This window comes from Mesorhizobium sp. M2E.F.Ca.ET.219.01.1.1 (assembly GCF_004016445.2).
Classification (GTDB): Bacteria; Pseudomonadota; Alphaproteobacteria; order Rhizobiales; family Rhizobiaceae; genus Mesorhizobium.
Genome location: NZ_SADT02000002.1, coordinates 1,285,613 through 1,306,748 on the forward strand (window position 1 = coordinate 1,285,613; position 21,136 = coordinate 1,306,748).

At 62.6% G+C, this 21,136-nt stretch carries 20 protein-coding genes; 11 read left to right on the forward strand and 9 right to left on the reverse strand.

The features are described from left to right. Nucleotides 1-168: 168 nt before the first annotated feature. Nucleotides 169-1,701 (forward strand): DHA2 family efflux MFS transporter permease subunit, encoded by a 1,533-nt coding sequence (locus EN862_RS17095; RefSeq protein ID WP_127865435.1) that lies wholly within the window; start codon nucleotides 169-171, stop codon nucleotides 1,699-1,701. A gap of 52 nt (nucleotides 1,702-1,753) precedes the next feature. Here EN862_RS17095 and EN862_RS36575 read toward each other — a convergent pair whose 3' ends face one another. Together EN862_RS36575 and EN862_RS17105 are read right to left on the reverse strand one after the other, a co-directional pair. Next, entirely contained in the window at nucleotides 1,754-2,182 is a 429-nt protein-coding gene (locus EN862_RS36575; protein ID WP_127877138.1) for a hypothetical protein, read from the reverse strand. Between the two features lie 142 nt (nucleotides 2,183-2,324). Next, nucleotides 2,325-2,831, reverse strand: coding sequence for a CAP domain-containing protein (locus EN862_RS17105; RefSeq protein WP_127865437.1), 507 nt, complete (start codon nucleotides 2,829-2,831; stop codon nucleotides 2,325-2,327). Between the two features lie 168 nt (nucleotides 2,832-2,999). On the opposite strand from EN862_RS17105, the gene EN862_RS17110 reads away from it, so the two are divergent. Continuing rightward, nucleotides 3,000-3,824 carry a DUF2189 domain-containing protein gene (locus EN862_RS17110; protein WP_127865438.1) on the forward strand — a complete coding sequence of 275 codons (825 nt, stop codon included), beginning with the start codon at nucleotides 3,000-3,002 and terminating at the stop codon, nucleotides 3,822-3,824. A gap of 53 nt (nucleotides 3,825-3,877) precedes the next feature. Here EN862_RS17110 and EN862_RS17115 read toward each other — a convergent pair whose 3' ends face one another. Next, entirely contained in the window at nucleotides 3,878-4,510 is a 633-nt protein-coding gene (locus EN862_RS17115; RefSeq protein WP_127865439.1) for a LysE family translocator, read from the reverse strand. On the opposite strand from EN862_RS17115, the gene EN862_RS17120 reads away from it, so the two are divergent. Further along, entirely contained in the window at nucleotides 4,490-5,470 is a 981-nt protein-coding gene (locus tag EN862_RS17120; protein ID WP_245519613.1) for an SDR family oxidoreductase, read from the forward strand. The genes EN862_RS17115 and EN862_RS17120 overlap by 21 nt on opposite strands. Before the next feature lie 56 nt (nucleotides 5,471-5,526). Here EN862_RS17120 and EN862_RS17125 read toward each other — a convergent pair whose 3' ends face one another. Further along, a complete protein-coding gene (locus EN862_RS17125) occupies nucleotides 5,527-7,500 on the reverse strand; it encodes a pilus assembly protein (RefSeq protein WP_127865440.1) in 1,974 nt (657 codons plus the stop codon). Between the two features lie 24 nt (nucleotides 7,501-7,524). Beyond that, nucleotides 7,525-9,495: a TadE/TadG family type IV pilus assembly protein gene (locus EN862_RS17130; protein WP_127865441.1), complete on the reverse strand. Its 1,971-nt coding sequence runs from the start codon at nucleotides 9,493-9,495 to the stop codon at nucleotides 7,525-7,527. 282 nt (nucleotides 9,496-9,777) lie between these two features. Between EN862_RS17130 and EN862_RS17135 the strand changes: the two genes are divergently transcribed. The 3 genes from EN862_RS17135 (at nucleotide 9,778) to EN862_RS17145 (ending at nucleotide 12,436) form a co-directional block, all read left to right on the forward strand. Then, on the forward strand, nucleotides 9,778-10,626 hold the full coding sequence (locus tag EN862_RS17135; protein ID WP_127865442.1) for a TIGR01459 family HAD-type hydrolase: 849 nt from the start codon (nucleotides 9,778-9,780) through the stop codon (nucleotides 10,624-10,626). Between the two features lie 32 nt (nucleotides 10,627-10,658). Then, a complete protein-coding gene (locus tag EN862_RS17140; RefSeq protein WP_127865443.1) occupies nucleotides 10,659-11,642 on the forward strand; it encodes a bifunctional riboflavin kinase/FAD synthetase in 984 nt (327 codons plus the stop codon). 92 nt (nucleotides 11,643-11,734) lie between these two features. Next, nucleotides 11,735-12,436, forward strand: coding sequence for a hypothetical protein (locus tag EN862_RS17145; RefSeq protein ID WP_127865444.1), 702 nt, complete (start codon nucleotides 11,735-11,737; stop codon nucleotides 12,434-12,436). Nucleotides 12,437-12,515: 79 nt separating this feature from the next. Here EN862_RS17145 and EN862_RS17150 read toward each other — a convergent pair whose 3' ends face one another. The 4 genes from EN862_RS17150 to EN862_RS17165 form a co-directional block, all read right to left on the reverse strand. Beyond that, nucleotides 12,516-13,070, reverse strand: coding sequence for an HdeD family acid-resistance protein (locus tag EN862_RS17150; RefSeq protein WP_126083168.1), 555 nt, complete (start codon nucleotides 13,068-13,070; stop codon nucleotides 12,516-12,518). 239 nt (nucleotides 13,071-13,309) lie between these two features. After that, nucleotides 13,310-14,746, reverse strand: coding sequence for a glycosyltransferase family 1 protein (locus EN862_RS17155; RefSeq protein WP_127865445.1), 1,437 nt, complete (start codon nucleotides 14,744-14,746; stop codon nucleotides 13,310-13,312). A 13-nt stretch (nucleotides 14,747-14,759) separates the two neighbouring features. Then, complete coding sequence (locus EN862_RS17160) at nucleotides 14,760-15,725, reverse strand: glycosyltransferase (protein ID WP_193771568.1); 966 nt, start codon at nucleotides 15,723-15,725, stop codon at nucleotides 14,760-14,762. A gap of 127 nt (nucleotides 15,726-15,852) precedes the next feature. Then, the gene (locus EN862_RS17165) at nucleotides 15,853-16,572 is read right to left on the reverse strand and encodes a hypothetical protein (RefSeq protein ID WP_210235667.1); all 720 of its coding nucleotides are present in this window, start codon (nucleotides 16,570-16,572) and stop codon (nucleotides 15,853-15,855) included. Here EN862_RS17165 and EN862_RS36580 point away from each other — a divergent pair. The 5 genes from EN862_RS36580 to EN862_RS17185 all read left to right on the forward strand — a co-directional run bounded on the left by EN862_RS36580 (nucleotide 16,540) and on the right by EN862_RS17185 (nucleotide 20,989). After that, a complete protein-coding gene (locus EN862_RS36580; protein WP_210235668.1) occupies nucleotides 16,540-16,935 on the forward strand; it encodes a hypothetical protein in 396 nt (131 codons plus the stop codon). The genes EN862_RS17165 and EN862_RS36580 overlap by 33 nt on opposite strands. Beyond that, complete coding sequence (locus tag EN862_RS17170) at nucleotides 16,932-18,125, forward strand: glycosyltransferase family 4 protein (RefSeq protein WP_127865447.1); 1,194 nt, start codon at nucleotides 16,932-16,934, stop codon at nucleotides 18,123-18,125. The genes EN862_RS36580 and EN862_RS17170 overlap by 4 nt, the downstream gene beginning before the upstream one ends. 157 nt (nucleotides 18,126-18,282) lie before the next feature. Next, nucleotides 18,283-19,827: an acid phosphatase gene (locus EN862_RS17175; RefSeq protein WP_127865448.1), complete on the forward strand. Its 1,545-nt coding sequence runs from the start codon at nucleotides 18,283-18,285 to the stop codon at nucleotides 19,825-19,827. A gap of 23 nt (nucleotides 19,828-19,850) precedes the next feature. After that, on the forward strand, nucleotides 19,851-20,063 hold the full coding sequence (locus tag EN862_RS17180; protein WP_127865449.1) for a hypothetical protein: 213 nt from the start codon (nucleotides 19,851-19,853) through the stop codon (nucleotides 20,061-20,063). 131 nt (nucleotides 20,064-20,194) lie between these two features. Next, nucleotides 20,195-20,989: a MipA/OmpV family protein gene (locus EN862_RS17185; RefSeq protein WP_127865450.1), complete on the forward strand. Its 795-nt coding sequence runs from the start codon at nucleotides 20,195-20,197 to the stop codon at nucleotides 20,987-20,989. Nucleotides 20,990-21,136 lie beyond the last annotated feature (147 nt).

Sequence of the window (21,136 nt, forward strand, 5' to 3'; positions counted from 1 at the left end):
GTCCTCAGGTTTCCGGGCGGCAGGCATCCGCTCCAACAGAGACTTTCAGTCGATGTAACCCCCACATCGATAGTCGCGTCCCACCGCGATGAGGGTCTCTCAACGGAAGGCTTTGCCGCCCGGAAGCCCAGTGTACACGTTTCTGTTACCTGCTGGAAGTTCAGCATTATGACCACGCCCGAGCCTTTCAAGGAAGTGCCGCATCGCGGGCTGATCACCGTCGCGCTGATGCTGGCGACGATCATGCAGGCGCTCGACACAACGATCGCCAATGTCGCGCTGCCGACCATGACCGGCGACCTTGGCGCGTCGCCCGACAACATCAACTGGGTGCTGACCTCCTATATCGTGGCGGCGGCGATCATGACGCCGGTCACCGGCTGGCTTGCCGACCGGCTTGGCCGCAAGGAGTTGTTTCTCGCCTCCGTTGTCGGCTTCACCATCTTCTCCATGCTCTGCGGCCTTGCCTGGAGCCTCGAGACGATCGTGCTCTTCCGTCTGCTGCAGGGCGTGTTCGGCGCGGCCATCGTGCCGCTGTCGCAGACCTTCCTGCTCGACATCAACCCGAAGGAACGCCACGGCCAGGCGATGGCCATCTGGGGCGCCGGCATCATGCTTGGGCCGATCCTGGGCCCGACGCTGGGCGGCTGGCTGACGGAGAACTTCAACTGGCGCTGGGTGTTCTTCATCAACCTGCCGGTCGGCATCCTGGCCTTCCTCGGCATGGCCGCCTATCTGCCCGTCGTCGCAAAGCGCGTGCGGGGCTTCGACTTCTTCGGCTTCGCCATGCTCTCGCTCGGCGTCGGCGCGCTGCAGCTCCTGCTCGATCGCGGCGGCGAGGTCGACTGGTTCAACTCGGCCGAGATCTGGATCGAGCTCGCTCTGTCGCTCACCGGCTTCTGGGTGTTCACCATCCACACGGTGACGGCCGAGCACCCCTTCATCGATCCAAAGATATTCCTCGACCGCAATTTCGTGACCGGCCTCGGCTTCATCTTCGTCATGGGCGTGCTGATCCTGGCCTCGATGTCGCTGTTGCCGCCGATGCTGGCCAATATTTTCGGCTACCCGACCGTGACGATCGGCATCGTGCTGGGGCCACGCGGCATCGGCACGATGATCTCGATGCTGGTGGTCGGCCGCATCATGCACAGGTTCGATGCGAGGATCCTCGTCGCCATCGGTTTCCTGCTGACCGCGCAGTCGCTCTACACCATGGCAAGCTTCACGCCGCAGATGGACAATTGGCTGATCCTCACCTCGGGCGTCATCCAAGGTCTCGGCATGGGCATGGTGTTCGTGCCGCTGTCGACGGTCGCCTTCGCCACGCTCGACGCGCGCTACCGCACCGACGCCACCGCGCTGTTCAGCCTGGTGCGCAATCTGGGCTCGTCGATCGGCGTCTCGGTGGTTGCCGCGCTGATGGTGCGCAACACGCAGATCAACCACACCGAGTTGTCGGCCTTTATCAACCCCTACAATCCCAACCTATGGGCTGCCTCGCCGGCGGCCGCGAGCGGCAACGCCGCGGCGCTGTCGCAGGTCGACCGTGCGGTGAATGCCCAGGCGATGATGATCTCCTACATCAACGACTTCAAAATCCTGATGGTGATGACGCTGATCGCGATCCCGTTCGTCGTCCTGCTGCGCAAGCCGAAGGCGGCACCGGCAGGGGGTGCGCCTGCAGCGCATATGGATTGAAGCGGCCAGCTTCAGTCCGCGTGCATGGAACCGATACGGGCGAGTGGTTCGTTCACTCAGGTATATTGGGCACGCTCCAGCGTGGCGTGGCCGCAATTCGCCCACCCTTTGCGGCCTTGAAATAAGTCGCAGCGAGATCCTCGGCGCACATCGATGACAGGTATATCTGGATCGACCCGCCATCCTCGGTGACGGGGTAGCGTTCACCGCACGCTTCGAGGCGCCTTTCATACAGGCGCATTTGCCTGTGGCTCAGTCGATCGAAAAACCCGGCCTTGCACTTGTCGATCACGGCTTCCGACATGAATTCGTCACCGCTAGATCCCCAGGCGCAAGCCTGATGTAACTTGTGGGCCGCCAGGCAATCGGGTGTGTTGTCTATTTCCTGCGGCAATTGACTGCCTTCCGGACACTGGACATCCTCCGCGGCTGCGGGGGCGATCGATAGAAGCCCGATCAGGACTATGCAGCTGGTCCGCATATCGCATTCCCCTGACGGTATCGATTTCGTGTCCGTGTCACCTTAGCCCAATGGGTGCAGATGGAAAACAGCGCTACCGCCGGCTGCGTTCGCATACCGACCGGCTCCGTTGGCGGAGCCGCCCGCTGGCGGCTCGCCGCTTTCAGCGGCCGAGCACCAGCGCCCAGTAGCGCAAGGCAGGATCGCGGCCGTCGCGCACATAAGCGAGCCCGAAACGGCTGAAATCCGGATCGAGCATGTTGCGGCGGTGGCCGTCCGAGTGCATCCAGATGTCGAACAGCTTTTGCTGGTCGAAACGGCCCTCGGCGATGTTTTCAGCCGCCGCGCCGCCCACGCCATTGTCCTTCATGCGCGAGGCGAAATCCTTGCCCCAGCCGGTGGTGTGGCTCATGCGCTCGCGCGACGCCATGTAGCCGGCCTGCTGCAGCGCCGCCTGCTCGAGCTGCGCATCGGGGGTCAGCGCCGGCAGTCCAGCCGATGTGCGGATCGTGCTCAAGGTGCTCGTGGCGGAAGACGAAACGCCGGCGCCTTCGCCGATCGGCACGGACACCGTGCTGCAGGCGGCGATGCCGGCAAGTGCTGCCAGGCCTGCGGCCTTGATCAGCATGCGACGGTTCATAGTGGGGAGGGCGGTGGTCGAGATGCTCATCCGGCCTCTGATACTGCCGATCGTGGCTTTTGCCGGGCAACCGATGAAAATCGAGGGAGGCGGCGACTTTTGCCGGAAGATCGGTTATCATCCGCGCGTTCTTGAAAGTGGCAGCCATGGGCGGCCACCCTGGCGGTGACCGCCTCCCGACAAAAACGGAGGACGGTTATGGCCGGTTTTCATGTCATGACGGACGCGTACGGCGCGCATGTTCAGCCCACGGTGCGCCACATCTCGACCGCGGACCTTTGGGACGCGCTGAAGCTCGGCGCCAAGGATTTCTGGGCCAAGCCTTCGCATTACGTGTTCCTGTGCCTGATCTATCCGATCGTCGGCCTGATCCTGACGCAATGGAGCTCGGGCTCGAACGCCATCCAGCTCGTCTACCCGCTGATGTCCGGTTTCGCGCTGATCGGTCCGTTTGCGGCCATCGGCCTCTACGAGATCAGCCGCCGGCGCGAGCTTGGCATGAGCAGCCGCTGGCACCATGCATTGGACGTGCGCCATTCGCCGGCGCTGCCGTCGATCGCCGTCATCGGCATCCTGCTCTTCGCGCTGTTCCTGTTGTGGCTGTTCACCGCGCAGTCGCTCTACACCAGCCTGTTCGGCGCCGAGCCACCCGCTTCGGTCGGCGCTTTCGTGCGTGACGTGCTGACGACCGGCAAGGGCTGGACGCTGATCCTCGTCGGCAACGCCGTCGGCTTCGTTTTCGCGGTTGTCGTTTTAGGTACGACCGTCGTAGCCTTCCCGCTGCTGCTCGACCGCGACGTCGGCGCCGTCTCGGCAATCGAGACTTCGGCCCGCGCTGTGATGGCCAATCCGCTGACGATGGCGCTCTGGGGCCTGACGGTCGCGGTGCTGCTGGTGATCGGCTCGATCCCGCTCTTTGCCGGACTCGCCGTCGTCATGCCGATCCTCGGCCATGCAACCTGGCACCTCTATCGCAAGGTGGTCGAGCCGGAGCAGATCCGGCCGGTGCGCCGGCCGATGTAAAATTGTGACGGCCCTTAGGGTGAGGCCGGTCTCACCTGAATTATCAATGCACCCTATCTCTGCGCCTCGGTCGCCATCTTCAGCGCCAGCGCGGTTAGAACCGTGCCCATCATCCAGCGCTGAACGACCAGCCAGAACGGCCGTCCGGCGAGGAAATTAGCGATCGAGCCGGCGGTCACCGCGATGATTGTATTGACCGTCAGGCTGATCGAGATCTGTGTCACGCCGAGCACCAGAAGCTGTGACAAAACATGGCCCTTGGCCGGATTGATGAACTGCGGCAAGAGCGACAGATAGAGCACCGCGACCTTCGGATTGAGCAGGTTGGTCATCAGGCCCATGGCGAAAAGCTTGCGCGGCCTGTCCCTGGGCAATTCGCGGACCTGGAAGGGCGAGCGTCCGCCGGGCCTTAGCGCCTGCCAGGCGAGCCACAGAAGATAAAGCGCGCCTGCGAAGCGCAGCGCATCATAGGCAAAAGGCACGGCGAAGATGAGCGCGGTGATGCCGAAGGCCGCGCAGACCACGTAGAACAGGAAGCCCAGCGCCACACCGCCGAGCGAGATCAGCCCGGCCTTCGGCCCTTGCGACAGCGAGCGCGAGATCAGGTAGATCATGTTCGGGCCGGGCGTCAGCACCATGCCGAGGCAGATCAGCGCGAAGGTGAGATGATTGGCGGCGTCGGGCACGGGCGTCTCCTGGAAAGCGCGCCTGAGATGTGCCCTGCCGCGCAGAACGGCACAAGGGCTTCAAGGCGCCGGCCGTTGCGCCAGCCTCGATGCCGCCAGATCCGGCCGTTTCTCGACCAGGAGGTGATAATCCAATACATTCCATTCACCAGCTTTGCACGGGTCGACGCTATGCAAATCTCCTTCAAGGGCAAAAAGGTTGTTGTAACGGGTGCCAGTCGCGGCATCGGCCGGTCGATCGCTCTGGCATTTGCGGCGGAAGGCGCCGATGTCGCGATCTGCGCCCGCGGTGCGTCGGGTCTCGAAGCGGCTGAGGTCGAGCTGAAGCGGCATGGAGGGAACGTTTTCGCAATGCGATGCGATCTCGCGGAGGCATCTGCACCCGCAAGCTTTGTAGCGGAGGCCGTTAGCGCGCTCGATGGCATCGACATCCTGGTCAACAATGCGTCGGGCATCGGCATGAGGGATGACGAGAGCGGCTGGCGAGCCAGCATCGACGTCGACTTGATGGCGACGGTGCGCACCACCCAGGCAGCCATCCCGTTCATGGAAAGAGCGGGGGGTAGTGTCATCATCAACATCGCGTCGATTTCCGGTTTCAGGGCGGTGCCGCGCACTCTGCCTTACGCCGCGATCAAGGCGGCGCTCGTCAACTACACAATGGGCCAGGGGTTGGCGCTCGCGCCAAAACGCATTCGGGTAAACGGCATCGCGCCTGGTTCGATCGAATTTCCAGGCGGCGTGTGGGACCACCGTAGAACCTCCGATCCCCAACTGTATCAGCGCACGCTCGACGGCATACCTTGGGGGCGATTTGGCACGCCGGAGGAGATTGCAAAAGTTGCTCTGTTCCTGGCGAGCGAAATGGCAAGTTGGATTACGGGGCAAACGATCGCGGTCGACGGCGGCCAATTGCTGGCGTCAAAGACGGGCCCTTCAGCGACATTGCCCGCATCGTGAACCGTGCTTTCAGGGCCTGGACGCTGACATTCAACGCCCGTTTCTGATTTCCGGCCTTACCCCACAACCCGCAGGTTCGACAGTTCGTTCGCGATCTCCTTGAAATTGTCGGAGAGCGTTGCGCCGGTGGCGTTCCAGAACAGCTTGGCCGGCTTGCTTGGATCCGTCGGATCCTTGCGGAAACGGGAGTCGGAAGAACATGCTTTCAGCGCCGCCATGGCCTTCTGGTCGCTCGAGCTGGTCGAGGACATGTCGAGCGCCACCGTCATCACCATGATGTTGCCGGCCTTGGCATTGTCGCACAGCTTCGCCATCTGCTCGTTCATCGCGGCGGTATAGTTGCTCGACGAATAGTTGAACTGGCCGATCGCGCTCGACGTGCCGCCGAACAGACGGGTGACCGAGGTACCGTTATAGCCGACGCCGGTATAGCCATAGGCCGCGTAGGTTGACTTGTTGCCGGCCGGGTCGGAGCTGACCGTCGAGTAAGTATTCTCTCCGTCCGTGAGGACAATGACGACCTTGTCGTTGCCGCGCTCGGTTTCCGGACGGCCCTCGGTGAAGGGCGGCGCGCTCGACACGGTGCGCCAGCCCCAGGCCATTCCTTCGGGCACATTGGTGTTGCCGTTGGGCTGCATGAGGTCGATCGCAGCCTTGATGGCTGCAAGCCCGTCCGCGTGGGTGACGTCGGTGAGCGGCGTGATCGGCGTGGTGGTGCAGCTGTAGTTCGGGCCGGCGCCCGAACCAAGGGTTGGAGCATCGATCGGCCGCGGCTGAAAGTACTTGGCCATGTTCGACTGCCTGGTCTTGCCCGTGGTGCTCGATGGGTCGTCGTTCCACCAGCTGTTCGCCGCGCCATAGGTCACCGGATCCGGCTCCCTGGGGTTCTGAGTAACCTTCCAATGATTGCCGGGTTCGTCCGGCGCGAACATCGGCACGAACATGGTTGCAGGATCGCCGACGCCGATACCGCTGTTGTTCGGGCCGCCCGAGGCCGGCGTGTCGTCGACATTGTAAGGATAGGGACGGACCTCGACACAGCCCTGCCAACTGGCGAATGGCCCGTAGGTGTCGTTGTAATCATATTCCGTATGGCTGTGCGAACAGGTGTGGTTCGAGCGGTATGTATCGCAGACGCTGCGCGCGCTGCCGACAATGCGCTCGTGGCTGGTCACCACCTTCATGTCTTGATAGAGCTCGAAGCGGCTGAGAACCTCGTCTTCTTCAGTGCCCCAGCCGGTGCCTTTCTTGTACCAGATGCCGTTGATCCTCTGGGCATATTTGTCGGGCGCATTCAGCGTCGACCAGTCGAAATTCTCGTTGGCGATCGGAGACAGCCCGTAGACGTCCATCCACGGGGCGTTGTCGTTGTCCGGCCCGACATTGACCGACGCCGCGAACGGCACGAGGCTGAACTGCACCGGCTTGTCGATCTGCTTGATCTGCGCTGCCTGCTGCGCCAGCGTGTCGACAAGCTGCTTGGCGGCCTGCTTGAGCAGGTCGATGCGCTTCTGTCCCGAGCCGGTGCCTGGCGTTGTCATGGAGCCCGAATTGTCGAGCACCATCGCCACTTCCAGCGTGTTCTTCAGCCGCACCTGGGAACACATCTCGACCTGGATCGGCTTATGCGCGTCGCCGTCCGACGCGCCGCTGAGCAGCGCCGCCGCCGGATGGAAATAGGGATGATAGGTGAGCGTCGCGCAAAGCTTCATCAAGCCGCCGCCGGTCTGGCTGCTCGGCAGCGTGACATCGAGCGTAATGTTGGCGGGATCGACGGTGTTGAGATTGGAGTTCAGGAAGGCAGCCGCAAAGGCCTTGATCTCGTCGTCCGACGCGCCCTGCGAGAGGCGCACCGCGGAGGCGAAATTGGCCGAGTCGAGGGCGTTGAGCACCATCTGCTTCTCGCGATTGAGCTCTGTGAAGTCGACGCCCACCGCCAAGGCCCCCATCAGCGGGACCGTGGCAACTGCCGTCACGAGGGCATAGTTGCCGCGGCGGTCACGGCAGAATTGATGCCAGAATTTGCGCATTTGCTCGAGCGGCCCCCTGGTAGTTCAACTGACGATGCGCAGGTTCGACAATTCGTTGCCGATCGCCTTGAAGTCGTCCGAAAGCGTCGCGCCGGTCGAGTTCCAGAACAGCTTCGCGGGCTTGCTCGGGTCGGTTGGGTCCCTGCGGAAACGCGAGTCCGATGCGCAGGCCTTGAGGGCGGCCATGGCCTTCTTTTCGTCGGTCTTGGTATCGACCAGGTCGAGCGAAACGGTCATCACGATGACCCCTGCAGCCTTGGCATTGGAGCAAAGCGTCTGCATGTTCTCGTCGAGCGCGGCGGTGTAGTTGCTGTCGGTGTAGGTGGTCTTCGGCACGGCGCTGCTCGTGTTCATGAACAAGCGTGTGACGCTGCCTGAACCGGGGTAGGTCAGCCCGGTATATCCGTAGGCGGCATAGGTGGACCGGTTGTTGGCGTAGCCGGAGTCGCCGACGGCGCTGTAGGTGTTGGCGCCATCGGTCAGGACGATGACCACCTTGTCGTTGCCTTTTTCGCTGTTCGGCCGACCTTCGGTGAACGGCTCGTTGCTGGACACGGTCCGCCAGCCCCAGGCAAGGCCTTCGGGCACGTTGGTGTTGCCGGTCGGCGCCATGTCGTCGATGGCGTCATCCAGTTCCTGTTTCTCAGCCGCCACGCTGACATCCTTGAGCGGCGTGATCGGGCTGGTCGTGCAAGCCGCGTTCGGGCCGTCGCCGTAGCTCGCGGACGCCGAACCATATGGCTTGACCAGGAAGTATTTGCGCATGTCGGACTGGCGCTGCGACGCCGTCGGGTTGGACGAATAGGGCCAGTCCGCCCACCAGTTGTTACCGTAGCCGTAGCCGACGCTGCTGACGTCATTGATGCCGTCGCGGTTGAAATCGCGCCAAAGCGTGCCGGCCTCGTCGGGGGCGAACATCGGCACGAACAGCGTGGCCGGATTGGCGCTGTCCGGCGTGGTGTCGTCGTCATTGTAAGGGTACGGCCTGGCCTCCACGCAACCCTGCCAACTTGCATAGCGGCTGGTGGTGTAGACATAGGTCGGGGACGGCGTGACCCAGTGGCCTTTGTTGCAACTGCCGTCTCTATTGGTGACGTCACAGACATATTGCCTTGGAGGCTGCACCGTCTCGCGGTCGGACTCGACGGTCATGTCGGAATAGAGGCTGAAGCGGGTGAGCGGCTGATCCTTGGTGTCTCCCCAGCCGGCGCCGCGCTTGTACCATATGCCGCCGACCTTCTGCGCGTACTTGTTGGGGTCGTTGGCCGAACTCATAGTCGACCAGTCGAAATCCTCGTGGTGGATCGGCGAGACGCCGTTCAGATCCATCCACGGATCCTGGTCGTGCGTCGGGCCGACATTGACGGAGGCCGAGAACGGTACCAGCGAGAACTGCACCGGCTTTGAGATCTGTTTCATCTGCTGGGCTTGCTGCGCCAGCGTGTCGACCAGCTGTTTCGCCGCCTGCTTGAGGAGGTCGATGCGTTTCTGGCCGGTGCCCGAGCCGTTGATGCTCATCGAGCCGGAATTGTCGAGCACCAGCGCTACTTCGAGCGTGTTCTTGAGCCGGACTTCCGATCTGGCACTCACACTTACGTTGGTTTCTCCGGCGGTGCCGCCATTGAGCAGCATGATGGCCACCGGCAGGAAATAGGGCTTGTATTTGAGCGAGGCCTGGAGAACCAGCGTGCCGCCGCCGGTATTGTTGTTTGGCAAGGTAACTGTCAGCGCCGTGTTCGCCGCGGCGACATGCGAGAGATTTGCTTCGAAGAATTGTTTGGCGAAAGCCCTTACCTGATCGTCGCTGGCCCCCGAGACGATCTGCTGCGCTGTGGCGATACCCGCCGCGTCGAGCGCGTTCAGCGTTTCCTGCTTCTGCCTGATCAACTCGGTGTAGTCGACGGCAATCGCCACGGCGCCCATCAGCGGTATCATCGTGATGACCGTCATCAAGGCGTAGTTACCCCGCCTGTCGCGAAAAAAATCGCGGATCATTGCATTTACCCCCGCCAAGGATCCATGCCGATATACGACCATGGTCGCAGTTGCCGTCGTACCATGGTCATAAATCGTTAAATTTCAGCTTGCGCGAAACTATCAAGAACGCACCGCCTTTTTGACGGCGTGTTAACCTTGTGCGTGCGGGCAAGCGAGAGCGAGGCCCGGCATGTGGTGATCGGGAAAGCTCGTGACAGGATCAAACGCTTCGGTTATGCGGGACCGTCCGTGGCCGACTGTCTGTCGCGGCCTGCCAGGAATCAAAATCAGGGACACGGCATGGCGGATTCGCCTGACATCATCACCTCGCTCGACGATCTTGCGGGGCGCTACGCGGCCATACTGTGCGACGTATGGGGCGTCGTGCACAATGGCGAATGGCATTTTCCGGCGGCCGCCGCGGCGCTTGCCCGGGCACGCGCGGCCAACGTGCCTGTCGTGCTGATCACTAATTCGCCACGCCGCAGCGCCGACGTCATTGCCCAGATGAAGGTCATCGGTGTTCCCGCCGACGCCTGTGACCGGGTCGTTACTTCCGGCGACGTGACGCGCGACCTGATCGCCGACGGCCCAAGGCGGATCTTCCATATCGGACCGGAGCGCGATTTCACGCTCTATGACGGGCTCGATGTCGATCTTGTCGAGGAATTCGAGGCCTCGGGTGTCGTCTGCACCGGTCTCTATGACGACGAGGTCGAGAAGCCCGCCGACTATGCCGAATTGCTGCAGCGGCTGCGCGCCCGCAACCTGCCTTTCATTTGCGCCAATCCGGATATCCTGGTGGAGCGCGGCGAGCGCACCATCTGGTGCGCCGGCGCGCTCGCGCGGGATTACGCGCAACTGGGCGGCCGTACGCTGATTGCCGGCAAGCCTTTCGCGCCGATCTACCATGTCGCGATGAAGGAGGTCGCCGGATTGCTCGGTCGCGCCGTCGAACGAAGCGAGGTTCTCGCCATCGGCGACGGCATGATGACCGATGTCAAGGGCGCGGCCGACAACGGCTTTGACGTGCTCTATGTCTCGGGCGGTATCCATGCGCGTGAGCATGGCGACGATCCCGCAAGGCTGGCGGCCTTTCTCGAAAAGCACGGCTACCGGCCGGTCGCCGTCATTCCGCGCCTGCAATAGGTTGATAGTCTGGCCATGACGGGCGCCTCGACATGACGCAAACCTTCAAACGTCTTTACACGGCCACGCCGCTGCCTGCGCATTTGCGCGGCGGCGTCGTGGCGATCGGCAATTTCGACGGCGTCCATCGCGGCCACCAGGCCGTCCTGGAGCGCGCGCTGGCTGAGGCCGGCCGCAATGGCGTGCCCGCCCTGGTGCTCACCTTCGAGCCGCATCCGCGCAAGGTGTTCCGGCCGGAGGTGCCGCTCTTCGTGCTGACGCCGCCGCCGATGAAGGCACGGCTGCTCGCCGAACTTGGCTTTGCCGCTTTGGTCGAGCAGCCGTTCACGCGTGATTTCGCCTCGCTCTCCGCCGAGGCTTTCGTGACCGATGTGCTGGAGAAGAATCTTGGCATCCACCATGCCGTTACCGGCTTCGACTTTCATTTCGGCAAGGATCGCCAGGGCGGCCCGGCTTTCCTGATGGCGGCGGGAGAACGGCATGGCTTCGGCGTGACGCTCGTCGATGCCTTCCGCGATGAAGGCGCCGAAGTGGTCTCGTCGAGCCGCATCCGCGGACTGCTCGCCGAAGGCAAGGTGGAGGAGGCCGCCGGCCTGCTCGGCTACCGTTTCACCGTCGAGGCCGAAGTGATCGGCGGCCAGCAGCTCGGCCGAACGCTCGGTTTCCCGACCGCCAATATGCGGCTTTCGCCCGAAGCCGCCCTGAGGGAAGGGATCTACGCCGTCCGATTCCGTCGTGCCGACGGCACGCTTCATGACGGCGTCGCCAGCTTCGGCCGCCGCCCGACCGTCGACGACAATGGCGCGCCGCTGCTCGAGACATATGTCTTCGATTTTTCCGGCGATCTCTATGGCCAGAACTGCCAGGTGTCGTTCTTCGGCTTTCTGCGCCCGGAGCTCAAATTCGACGGCCTCGACGCGCTGGTGGCGCAGATGAAGAAGGACGAGGCCGAGGCGAGGGCGCTGCTGGCGGGCGCGCGGCCGCTGTCGCAACTGGATAGCGAAATCGCGTTCTGATCTCGCGGTTTTGAGGCAGATCCGGCAAGCGTTGAACCAGGAATTGTGGCCTCTTCTCGATTCTGCTCTACTGCAAAGGCCGGGAGATGCTCATGACGAATATTCTCGTCGCGATTGCCTGTTATGGCGGCAATATGAAGGTCCAGTGCGCCGTCAGCCTAGTTGCTTTGTGTTCGAATTTCGCGGCGCGCGGCGTCCTCTTCGAAATCAGATATCGTGACAGCGCCGATGTCGCGGCCAATCGAAATCACCTGGCTTCGATTGCCCTGTCGCAGCCTGAACGCACGCACCTGCTGTTCGTTGACAGCGATATGGAATTCAGGCCGCAGACGGTATTCCGGATGCTGCAACTGGATCGGCCGATCATCGGCTGCGTCTATCCCAAACGGCGACTGGCTTCATCTTCGCTCGAGGACTTCGTCGTCAATGTCGGCGACCAAACGCGGCTTCACGTGCTGAACGGTATTTGCCAAGTCGCTGGCGTGGGCATGGGGCTGACGCTTGTCCATCGTACAGTTCTTGAGCAGATGGTTGACACGGGAGAGCTTCGCCAATGGAGGCCAGACAGGTCAGGTCCGCCGCACTACGGCTTCTTCGATCCGATCGCGACGAAGAGCAACTATACTTCCGAGGATCTCTCCTTCTGCAACAGATGGACCGAGCTCTGCAACGGCCAGATTTGCGCCCTTGTCGACGAAGAAATCGGACACGTTGGAGAATTCACATACAAAGCGCGCCTACTGGATCATGTCGGCGGGATGCGAGACGGTTCGAACCAAAAGCCGTTGCCGTAAACGAAGACGAGCGCGTTGGCGGGCGTGCGCCCGCTCTCGCAACTGGATAGCGAAATCGCGTTCTGATCGCCGCTTGCCTCTACCGCTTCAGCGCCAGCCCGATGGCGATGAAGCTCCAGCCCTGGAAGACCAAGTCGATCGCCAGGAAGATGCCAAGCACCCAAAGGCTGTTCACCGGCCAGCCCATGGCGATCATCAGGCCGAGCAGAATGGTGATGATGCCGGCCGCGAGCAGCCATCCCCAGCCTTGCTCCGGCCGGTGGCTGAAGGCTACCCAGGACCGCAAAAGTCCGGAGGCGATGAGCGCGATGGCGAGCAGCAGCGTCAGCACCGCCGAGGCGAGCAGCGGGTTGTCGAAGGCGAAAAAGCCCGCGACGGCGTAGAGCAGGCCGCTCAGCAGCCAGTAGAAGAAACGTCCCCAGGTCTTGACCCCGAAGGCGTGGATGATCTCGATGATGCCAGCCATCAGCATCAGCCAACCGACGACATACACCGAGGCGACGGTGGCGATGAACAGATTGCCGAAGGCGATGCCGCCGAAGATCAGCAGCAGCACGCCGAGCGCCACGAACCATCCCCATTTGTCCCGCGTCTGGCCGATTGCGTCTCTGAGAGCGTCGCTTGGCAAAGTCATGGTTTCATCTCCCTCGAAAATTCACCACCGGTCGTGCGGTGAAAGGAAGCTAGACTGAATGGCATTGTCCGTCCAGCAACACGAGCGGAACCCACGGGCGGCCGGGCTGTGCCCGAGCCTGGAGCAATTCCAGGAAAAGTGTGAGCGGTTAGGTTCGGCGCGTTCGCCGGAGCCTTCCGCCGGGAATTGCGTGAAAACGAGGAGATAGAGCGGTTCGCCGTTTCCTTGAAACGGCGAAACTAAGGCGCTCGTTCTCGCGCCGGCGTGACTTCATCCGGGAACGGCGCAAGCGTGGCCTCCAGCGTCTCCCGGCCAGCCTGCTCCCAGCTTCGCGCCGTGAATTCGCCGGCCTTCGCTTCATAGGAAGTTCGGACCTCGGGCGAGGTGATCCATTCCCGCATGGCCTTTTCCCATCCTTCGACATCGAGTGGGTCAAGGCAGAGTCCGAACGGACCCACCACTTCGGGGATGGCTCCGCCTGTCGAGGCGATCAGCGCCTTTCCGTAGGCCAGCGCCTCCACGGGCGGCAGTCCATATCCCTCATAGAGCGACGGGTACACGCAGAACGCACTGTTTTGGTAGAGCAGGGACAACGTTCCGTCATCGACGTTGTCGAGATGGACAAGGCTCTGGCCGTAGTCGGGATGGCTGTGAAGCTTCGCCAGGACCGCATCGACCATCCAGCCGCTGCGGCCGACGAAAACCAGCTTCATGCCGCTATGCGCGACCGTTCCGTCCTGAACGAGGCGCCGCCAGACGTCCATGAGCAACGAATGGTTCTTGCGCGGTTCGATGGTGGAAACGAACAGGATGTAGCGGCCTGCCTCAAGTCTGTCCGGCAGGGGGCCGTCCGCCTTCGATTTGCGCGCGCTGTCGCAGCCGAGCGGGACCAGTTTCAGTTCCGGCAGGTGAAGGCCGAGCCCGGCGGCATGCTCCTCCACATCGGCGGTGACACGCTTCGACGTCAGGATGAAGCGGTCCGCCAGCCCGATCGCGAGATTCACGTAATCCGTGAATCTCGTGACGTCATGCGGTTTGTACCATTCGGGAAACTGGATCGGGATGATGTCGTTCAGCAGCACGATCAGCTTTGCGCCGGCCGAGTGGCACTCGCGCGAAATGAGCTCGATATCGGTGTGCGACCAGTCGCTGTTCATCAAAAGCAGATGGTCGCCGGCTATGAGGTCGTGTTTGTTGCCGGCCACCGTCCGCAGCGGCACGATCCGCACCTTTGAACCGTCCTCGCGAGCGATCAGCCGCCGTTCATTCGCTTTCATCAGGCGGTTTTCGATCCGCTCGAGGAAAGGACGAAAACCGCTGCCGGGATTGTGCCGGACGAACGCGCCGATTTCCGTTATCAGGACACGGCGCGGTTTCATGATCGCCACCAGCGCCCGCCGGGCCCAGTTCGGCCAGCGATCGTAAAACCGCATCTTGATGCGCGCCGGGTCCGGATGGAAACTCATGTCGCATGAGATGTCGCCGGCGGTGATTTCTGCCGCAATCCGCGGCGAAACCTGCTTGAGGACCCGGTCGACCGGGTCGAACACCGTGAACGCCACCTCGGAGGCCGTGAACGCGGCTGCGGCCGCGCTGTAATGCCGCTGCACGCGGACCAGGCCGACCGGAGGGCCGAGCCAGCGCGCCATGCTGGTGAGATCTACGACAAGCCGCATCAACCGGGCCACATCAGCTAGGCCGCATCTTGGCAGGACGCGCAATCATCCTGCGCCAGGCCAGTCGAGGCCCGAGCGCGAGCGTCCTGAACGAGGGGGCGCCGACAGCCGCGAGGAGCAGCAGCTTGCAGGTTGTGGCCAAGGGTATGCCCGTCGTTCGCAACAGCAATTCGATGTCGCGTCTTTCCAGGCTCGAGATACCGGCCCCCGTGGCGGCGCGCCATGCCAGAAAGGTTCCGATGGCCTCCGTGGGTTGGCTGCTTGTGTCGAACGGCTCGGCGCGGGAGCGGCGCAACAGCGCCGACTGCCTGGCCAGCGCCGCGGCCGCCTTTTGCTGATCCTCCTTGACGCGCGACACCTGCCCCGGGTGCGAGCGCAATTTGACCAGCCGCGCATCCATATTGGCCAGCTTTCCGGTCTCGGAAAGCCGCAGCCACAGATCGTAATCCTCCGCATAGGTGAATGCGCGACGGTAGCCTCCCATGCGCCGGACGGCCTCGGTCCGGAACATCACCGTCGGATGAAGCATGGGATTGTATCTGGTAAGGGCAGAGCGCAAGGGCTCGTTGCCGATGGGAACCTCCATTGGCCTCAACGATTTTCCGTCCCCGTCGATCTGCCATCCCGCCGTGCCGAGCAGCTGCAGATCGGCATCCGCGTCGAAACGCGCCGCCTGCAGGCGCAACCTGTCGGGCAGCGAGATGTCGTCGCCATCCATGCGCGCCACAAGAGGGGCCTGCGCCAGCGCAATTCCCATATTGAGCGCGTCGACGATGCCTTTGCCGCGATTGGCGACAACCTTGACGCGGCCATCGCCCTCGCCGAGCGACGTCGCGATCGCGGCGCTGTCGTCCGAGGAGCCATCGTCGATGACGATGACTTCGATATCAGCCAGATCCTGGTCCAGAATGCTTTGCAGGGCTTCGCCGACATAGCGCGCGCCGTTTTTCACCGGAATGATCACACTTACTGTCGGCAACAGAACGTCCTTGCGATAATCGGGCGTGACCGAATGACCGTCGAATCGGCCAGTTTGGGTACGGGGTGCTTGCGGTCTGGACTCAAGGTTCCATCGCAAAGTTCGATCACTGTGTCGACTGCCAATGTCATTGTCGCGCCGATCCGGGCAGGGCCTGAAGGGTGGGCTCCAGCAAGCGTAAAACCGCCTCGCGCTTTTTCGCCTTCAACGAGAGGTCGCCGTCGAGGCCGACTTCATGAAGCCAGCTTCCCCGCCATTCGCAATAGGCCTGCCTGAGGTCAACCCCGGGCAAGGCCGCGAATTCCGTTATCGGCCGTTGCGGCAGCGCGTTCGGGTCCACATCCCGATAAAGCACCTCCCAGTTGGCCCCGCCGGTATCGAGGCCGGCGAACCAGTCGAGCCCGAAATCGAGAGGCTTGCGGCTGACGGCGTCGAAGCGGAAGAAGCAATAGCCCGCCCACAAATACCAGCGCGCGCCCGCTCGGCGCAGGTCGCCATAGAACGCCACATCTTGAAGAGGCGCGAAGGGGTCGCATGGCTGCGTCGGGAAGAGGTCCTGGTCCAGAAATCCGAACGCGGCCGGCGCGGCCGGCTTCAGGATATTGCGCCACATCCAGTTGAGCGCCGCGCCGTGGGACCGGCTCGGATTTTTCACGGTCCATGGATTGGCCGGCAGCCTGACATAGGGAACGCCTCGGGCCGCGCATATCTGCCTGTTCTCGTCCGCGGCAGCTTCGCTGATGCTGTTGTCGGCCACGATGTGGAGGTCGTGACGGACAAGTCTCCTGGCCAGCCGCGCCTGCAGATCGAGGCATTGGGCATCGCCGAAGGCGATCGTGAGCAGCACATCGCGACCCCGGGCGGCATCGTGAATGCCCGCGATGTCGCCAGCCTTGGCCGGCAGGCTCAGGAACCTTCGGTCGATTTTCCGGTAGCGGGCCGTCTTGACGGCATGTGTCAGCGGCTGCAGCCTCAGCCATTGCCGCCAGTTGTATTCACGCAGGGCCTTTGGCACGGGTATGGCAACTCTCAGGCAAAACCGGCTTGGCAGCCACAATTAATCCATGGAATCTTCACAATCGCGATCCGGTTGATTTTTTTTGGAAAAGCTCGAACGCAACAGCGTCCAAGTCTCTTGATAACCCGCTATATACAGCATATTCGTCTTTTCAACACGACTGACACTAAGCGCCCTGCTTTGTTTGTTTGAAGGAAGAAGTCTACGGCGCGCCCGCAGCTCTCCGCCGATCGGACTTGGGTAAATGGCGCTCTCCGGAACATACAATGAGAATTTGCTGCGCAATCTCTGCCCTGTTCATGAATGGGGGTCTGCAAAGGGATTGTCTCAATATTAGCGACCGCTTGATCAAGCGCGGCCATAACGTGACGATCCTGACGACGCGCCAGGTCGGTCATGTCGACAGCTCGGCGACGATAAAGGTCCAGCCTGCCCGGGTTATCTCCAATCCGGGCACCGAATATGCGCTGGGAAAGACCCTGCTGACGGCCAGGCGGGATTTCGACTGCGTCGTCGGTTTCAACAAGATGGCGGGCCTCGACATCTATTATGCCGGCGACCCGCCCTATTTTGCCTCGAAGCTCGGATGGTGGCGGCCGTTTTCGCCCCGCTTCATGCGCCAACAAAAGCTCGAATCGATGATCTTTGCCCCCGGCAGCGCTGTGCAGATCATTGCGCTCAGCGAGCACCAGGCAGCGCTTTACCGCGACTTCTGGCGAACCGAGGAATCGCGCATCCATGTTGTCGGACCGACGCTCGATCCGAAACGCCGCCGGCCGGAATTGCAGGCCGGCGACCGCAATGAAATCCGCGATCGTTTCGGGCTTCCCCGCCAGGCCGTCATTGCCTTGAGCATCGCCAACAGAATGAAAGTAAAGGGTCTCGACCGGGCGGTGAAGGCCCTGCAGCCGTTCCCGGATATCCACTGGCTGGTGGCCGGTCTTCGCAAAAACAGCGAGGAGGAAATCCGGCTGCGCAGCCTGATTGCCAAGTGCGGCATGTCGAACCGGGTCATCCTCCTGGGCATCCAGGAGGACATCCCTGCGGTTGTGGTTGCGAGCGATTTCATGCTGCACCCGGCGCGCCTGGAAAACACCGGCACGGTGATCCTCGAGGCACTCGCAAATGGCCTGCCGGTCATTGCGTCGGCCGCTTGCGGATATGCAAAATATGTCGAAGCCAGCGGGGCTGGACTGGTTGTGGCCAATCACGACGATCCCGAAATCTGGCGACAGGCGGTCCTGAAGGCAGGCGACCCGGGGGTGCGGGCACAATGGCACGAGGCGGCCCTTGCCTACGGCGCATCAAACCCGCTGACCGGCGGACTGGAAGCCGCCTGCGATCTGATCGAGATGTCGCGGCGCAATCGGCGCGCCGCGTAGCGCGGCGACACAAGCGATCCAAATCGCCAAGGGCGATGCCGCTGTGCCTCGCACATGCTGTCGTCAGGGAGTCCCTATGCCGTCCGGAGTCGCCGCTATTGCAAAGATTCGCCGAAGCTGGTGTCATCCCGTTTTGCACGACTGGTGAGGTACGGTGATGAAGCGCTCCTCTACGCTGGCCCTGTTTTCCTCGGCTCTCGCTCTGTGTGCTGCCGCTTCGGCTTCCGCGGCCCAGCCCGGCGATCCGCCGGACGGCTTGGCCAAGATAGAAACGGTGGTCGTCATCTTCGCGGAGAACCGCGCCTTCGACAATCTCTATGGCCATTTTCCCGGTGCGGACGGCATCGACAAGGCGAGCCAGGAAAGCTTGCAGCAGCGTGACCGTGACGGTTCGGTGCTGTCGGAACTGCCGCCGGTCTGGGACGGGCTGACCGCCAAGGGCGTCACGCCGCCGGTGACGCAGGCGATGACCGAGCACCTTCCGAACGGCCCGTTCACCGTCAACGACGCGAAGGGTTTCAACGTCCCGCTAAGCGTTGTCACGCACGATCTGTGGCACCGCTACTATCAGAACCAGATGCAGATCAACGGTGGCAAGAACGACATGTTCGTTGCCTGGGGCGATTCAGGCGCCATGCCGATGAGCAACTGGGACACCTCCAAGGGCGACATGTGGGCGGTCGCGCAGAGATACGTGCTGGCCGACCATTTCTTCATGGGTGGCTTCGGCGGCTCGTTCTTCAATCACCAATGGCTGATCTGCGCCTGCGCACCCTACTACGCCAATGCCGATAAAAGCCCGGCCAAGCCATCGATCGCGGTGACGGACGATAGCGGAACGGCGCTAAAGATCGCCGACAATTCACCGAAATCAGCGCGCGACGGAGTCCCAAAATTTGTCTCCGACGGCAATCTGACGCCGGATTTCTACGCCGTGAACACCATGCAGCCACCCTACCAGCCAAGCGGCAACGACCCGGCGGCCGGCGGCGACCCACTGCTTGCGGATCCGGCCAAGCCCACGACATTGCCGCCGCAGAGCGAGCCGACGATTGGCGACATGCTCAGCCTAAAGCACGTAACCTGGGCCTGGTATTCGGGCGCCTGGCAATACACGCTTGACCACGGCAACCATTCGCCGACGCCGAATTTCCAGTACCATCACCAACCGTTCAATTACTACGCCAACTATGCTCCGGGCACCGAAGCCAGGCGTGAACATCTTCGCGACGCCGGGCTGAGTGGCGTGAGCTTCATCCAGGCGATCGACGTCGGCGTGCTGCCGCAGGTTTCCTTCTATAAGCCGCAGGGCAATCTCAACGAGCATTCCGGCTATGCCGACATCCAGGCCGGCGATCGACACATCGCCGATGTCGTGGCGCATCTGGAGAAAAGCCCGCAATGGCCGCATATGCTGGTCGTCGTCACCTATGACGAGAACGGTGGCATCTGGGACCACGTCGCTCCGCCCAAGGGTGATCGGTGGGGGCCAGGCACGCGCATCCCCGCGATCATCGTTTCGCCCTTCGCCAAACACGGTTATGTCGATCATACGCCCTATGACACGACGTCGATCCTGCGCCTCATCACCGAGCGCTTCGAATTGCCGGTGCTGCATGGCATCGTGGTCCGCGATCGAGCCGTTGCCGCGCATGGCGAGCCGCCGCTCGGTGACCTTACCGGCGGGCTCGACCTGAATTGAGGGCGCGTAAGCGGAGGACGAAGATGGACGCTGACAAGATTGTCGCGCTGGTCACCGCGGGCGGCATCGAGCTCACCGACCGCCGGCGTAATACCACGGACGACGGTTGGTCGCTCAGTTTCGCCAACGGTGCCACGGTAGAGGTGGGCGACGACGGCTCTGCACGCATTGCCGGAAAAGGCAGCAAGACCGTGGCTGGGTTGCTGGATCTTCCTGTCGCGTCGCGCGGCATCTGATGCGGTGGCCGTTCTCATCTTCGCATGCTGCCGTCCATGTTACCGATTTTAAGCCAAATTTTACCGAACGCACGGCATGGCTTGAGCGTCGGCGGATGGTTCTGCCGGCGCGTTTCGCGTAAGGGGTGACGATGCGTATTGTCGGGACGATTCCGCTGGCCGTCGCCATAGGTCTGTTCACCGCGCCTGTCGCCCAGGCGGGGGGCAGCTGGATATCCGGCGACTGGTACCTGACGCTCGGCGCCACCGGCCTGGTCGCGCCGAATTTCGAGGGCGGCAAGAAATACATGTTCAGCGCCCAGCCGATCATCTCGCTGGGCAAGGTCGGTCCCGAGGCGCGCTTCACCTCGCGCAACGACAACATCTCGCTGGCGCTGATCGACGACGGCTCCGTGCGCGCCGGCCTGACCGGCAAGTTCCTGTTCCATCGTACCAGCAAGGACGAGCTCGAGGGCCTCGACCCGGTGCGCTTCGGCGGTGAGGTCGGCGGCTTCTTCGAGTTCTATCCGCTGGATTGGCTGCGCGCCCGCGCAGAGTTGCGGCATGGCATCCGCTCCCACAACGGCTTCGTTGCCGACATCACGGCCGACGCGTTCTACGACATCACGCCGACCGTGCGCATCTCCGGCGGCCCGCGCGTGACCTTCGCTTCGTCCAACTATTTCGATGCCTATTACGGCGTCAACGCCACCGAGGCAGCCGCCTCGGGGCTCAGCGAATACCATCCGGGCGGTGGCGTGAAGTCGACCGGCCTCGGCGGCGCCATCACCTGGAAGGTGACCGAGCCGATGACGGCCAGCGTCTTCACCGAATATTCGCGCCTGATGGGGCCGGCAGCCGATTCCAGCCTGGTCAAGGAGCGCGGCGACCGCAACCAGTGGATGTTCGGCGTGTCGACCACCTACCGTTTCAATTTCACCATGTAGGCCGCGAAAGCGGCCTCATGCCTTGAATTCCGCGCTTTATTCCTGTCGCGTCATCCGCTAAAAGCCACGCCATGACGAGCTTTTCGCGCCTTTTCGCGATCGCGATACGAATTACGGGCCCGGTGTTCCGGGCGGCCTGAGTGCCGC

What these genes read in the sequence shown, in the direction of transcription:
- EN862_RS17175 (WP_127865448.1), top strand. Translation starts at nt 18,283, where the DNA reads ATGAAGCGCTCCTCTACGCTGGCCCTGTTTTCCTCGGCTCTCGCTCTG.
- EN862_RS17155 (WP_127865445.1), bottom strand. Translation starts at nt 14,746, where the DNA reads ATGCGGCTTGTCGTAGATCTCACCAGCATGGCGCGCTGGCTCGGCCCT.
- EN862_RS17145 (WP_127865444.1), top strand. Translation starts at nt 11,735, where the DNA reads ATGACGAATATTCTCGTCGCGATTGCCTGTTATGGCGGCAATATGAAG.
- EN862_RS17185 (WP_127865450.1), top strand. Translation starts at nt 20,195, where the DNA reads ATGCGTATTGTCGGGACGATTCCGCTGGCCGTCGCCATAGGTCTGTTC.
- EN862_RS17110 (WP_127865438.1), top strand. Translation starts at nt 3,000, where the DNA reads ATGGCCGGTTTTCATGTCATGACGGACGCGTACGGCGCGCATGTTCAG.
- EN862_RS17130 (WP_127865441.1), bottom strand. Translation starts at nt 9,495, where the DNA reads ATGATCCGCGATTTTTTTCGCGACAGGCGGGGTAACTACGCCTTGATG.
- EN862_RS17105 (WP_127865437.1), bottom strand. Translation starts at nt 2,831, where the DNA reads ATGAGCATCTCGACCACCGCCCTCCCCACTATGAACCGTCGCATGCTG.
- EN862_RS17095 (WP_127865435.1), top strand. Translation starts at nt 169, where the DNA reads ATGACCACGCCCGAGCCTTTCAAGGAAGTGCCGCATCGCGGGCTGATC.
- EN862_RS17125 (WP_127865440.1), bottom strand. Translation starts at nt 7,500, where the DNA reads ATGCGCAAATTCTGGCATCAATTCTGCCGTGACCGCCGCGGCAACTAT.
- EN862_RS17180 (WP_127865449.1), top strand. Translation starts at nt 19,851, where the DNA reads ATGGACGCTGACAAGATTGTCGCGCTGGTCACCGCGGGCGGCATCGAG.
- EN862_RS36575 (WP_127877138.1), bottom strand. Translation starts at nt 2,182, where the DNA reads ATGCGGACCAGCTGCATAGTCCTGATCGGGCTTCTATCGATCGCCCCC.
- EN862_RS17140 (WP_127865443.1), top strand. Translation starts at nt 10,659, where the DNA reads ATGACGCAAACCTTCAAACGTCTTTACACGGCCACGCCGCTGCCTGCG.
- EN862_RS17120 (WP_245519613.1), top strand. Translation starts at nt 4,490, where the DNA reads ATGATTGGCGGCGTCGGGCACGGGCGTCTCCTGGAAAGCGCGCCTGAG.
- EN862_RS17150 (WP_126083168.1), bottom strand. Translation starts at nt 13,070, where the DNA reads ATGACTTTGCCAAGCGACGCTCTCAGAGACGCAATCGGCCAGACGCGG.
- EN862_RS17135 (WP_127865442.1), top strand. Translation starts at nt 9,778, where the DNA reads ATGGCGGATTCGCCTGACATCATCACCTCGCTCGACGATCTTGCGGGG.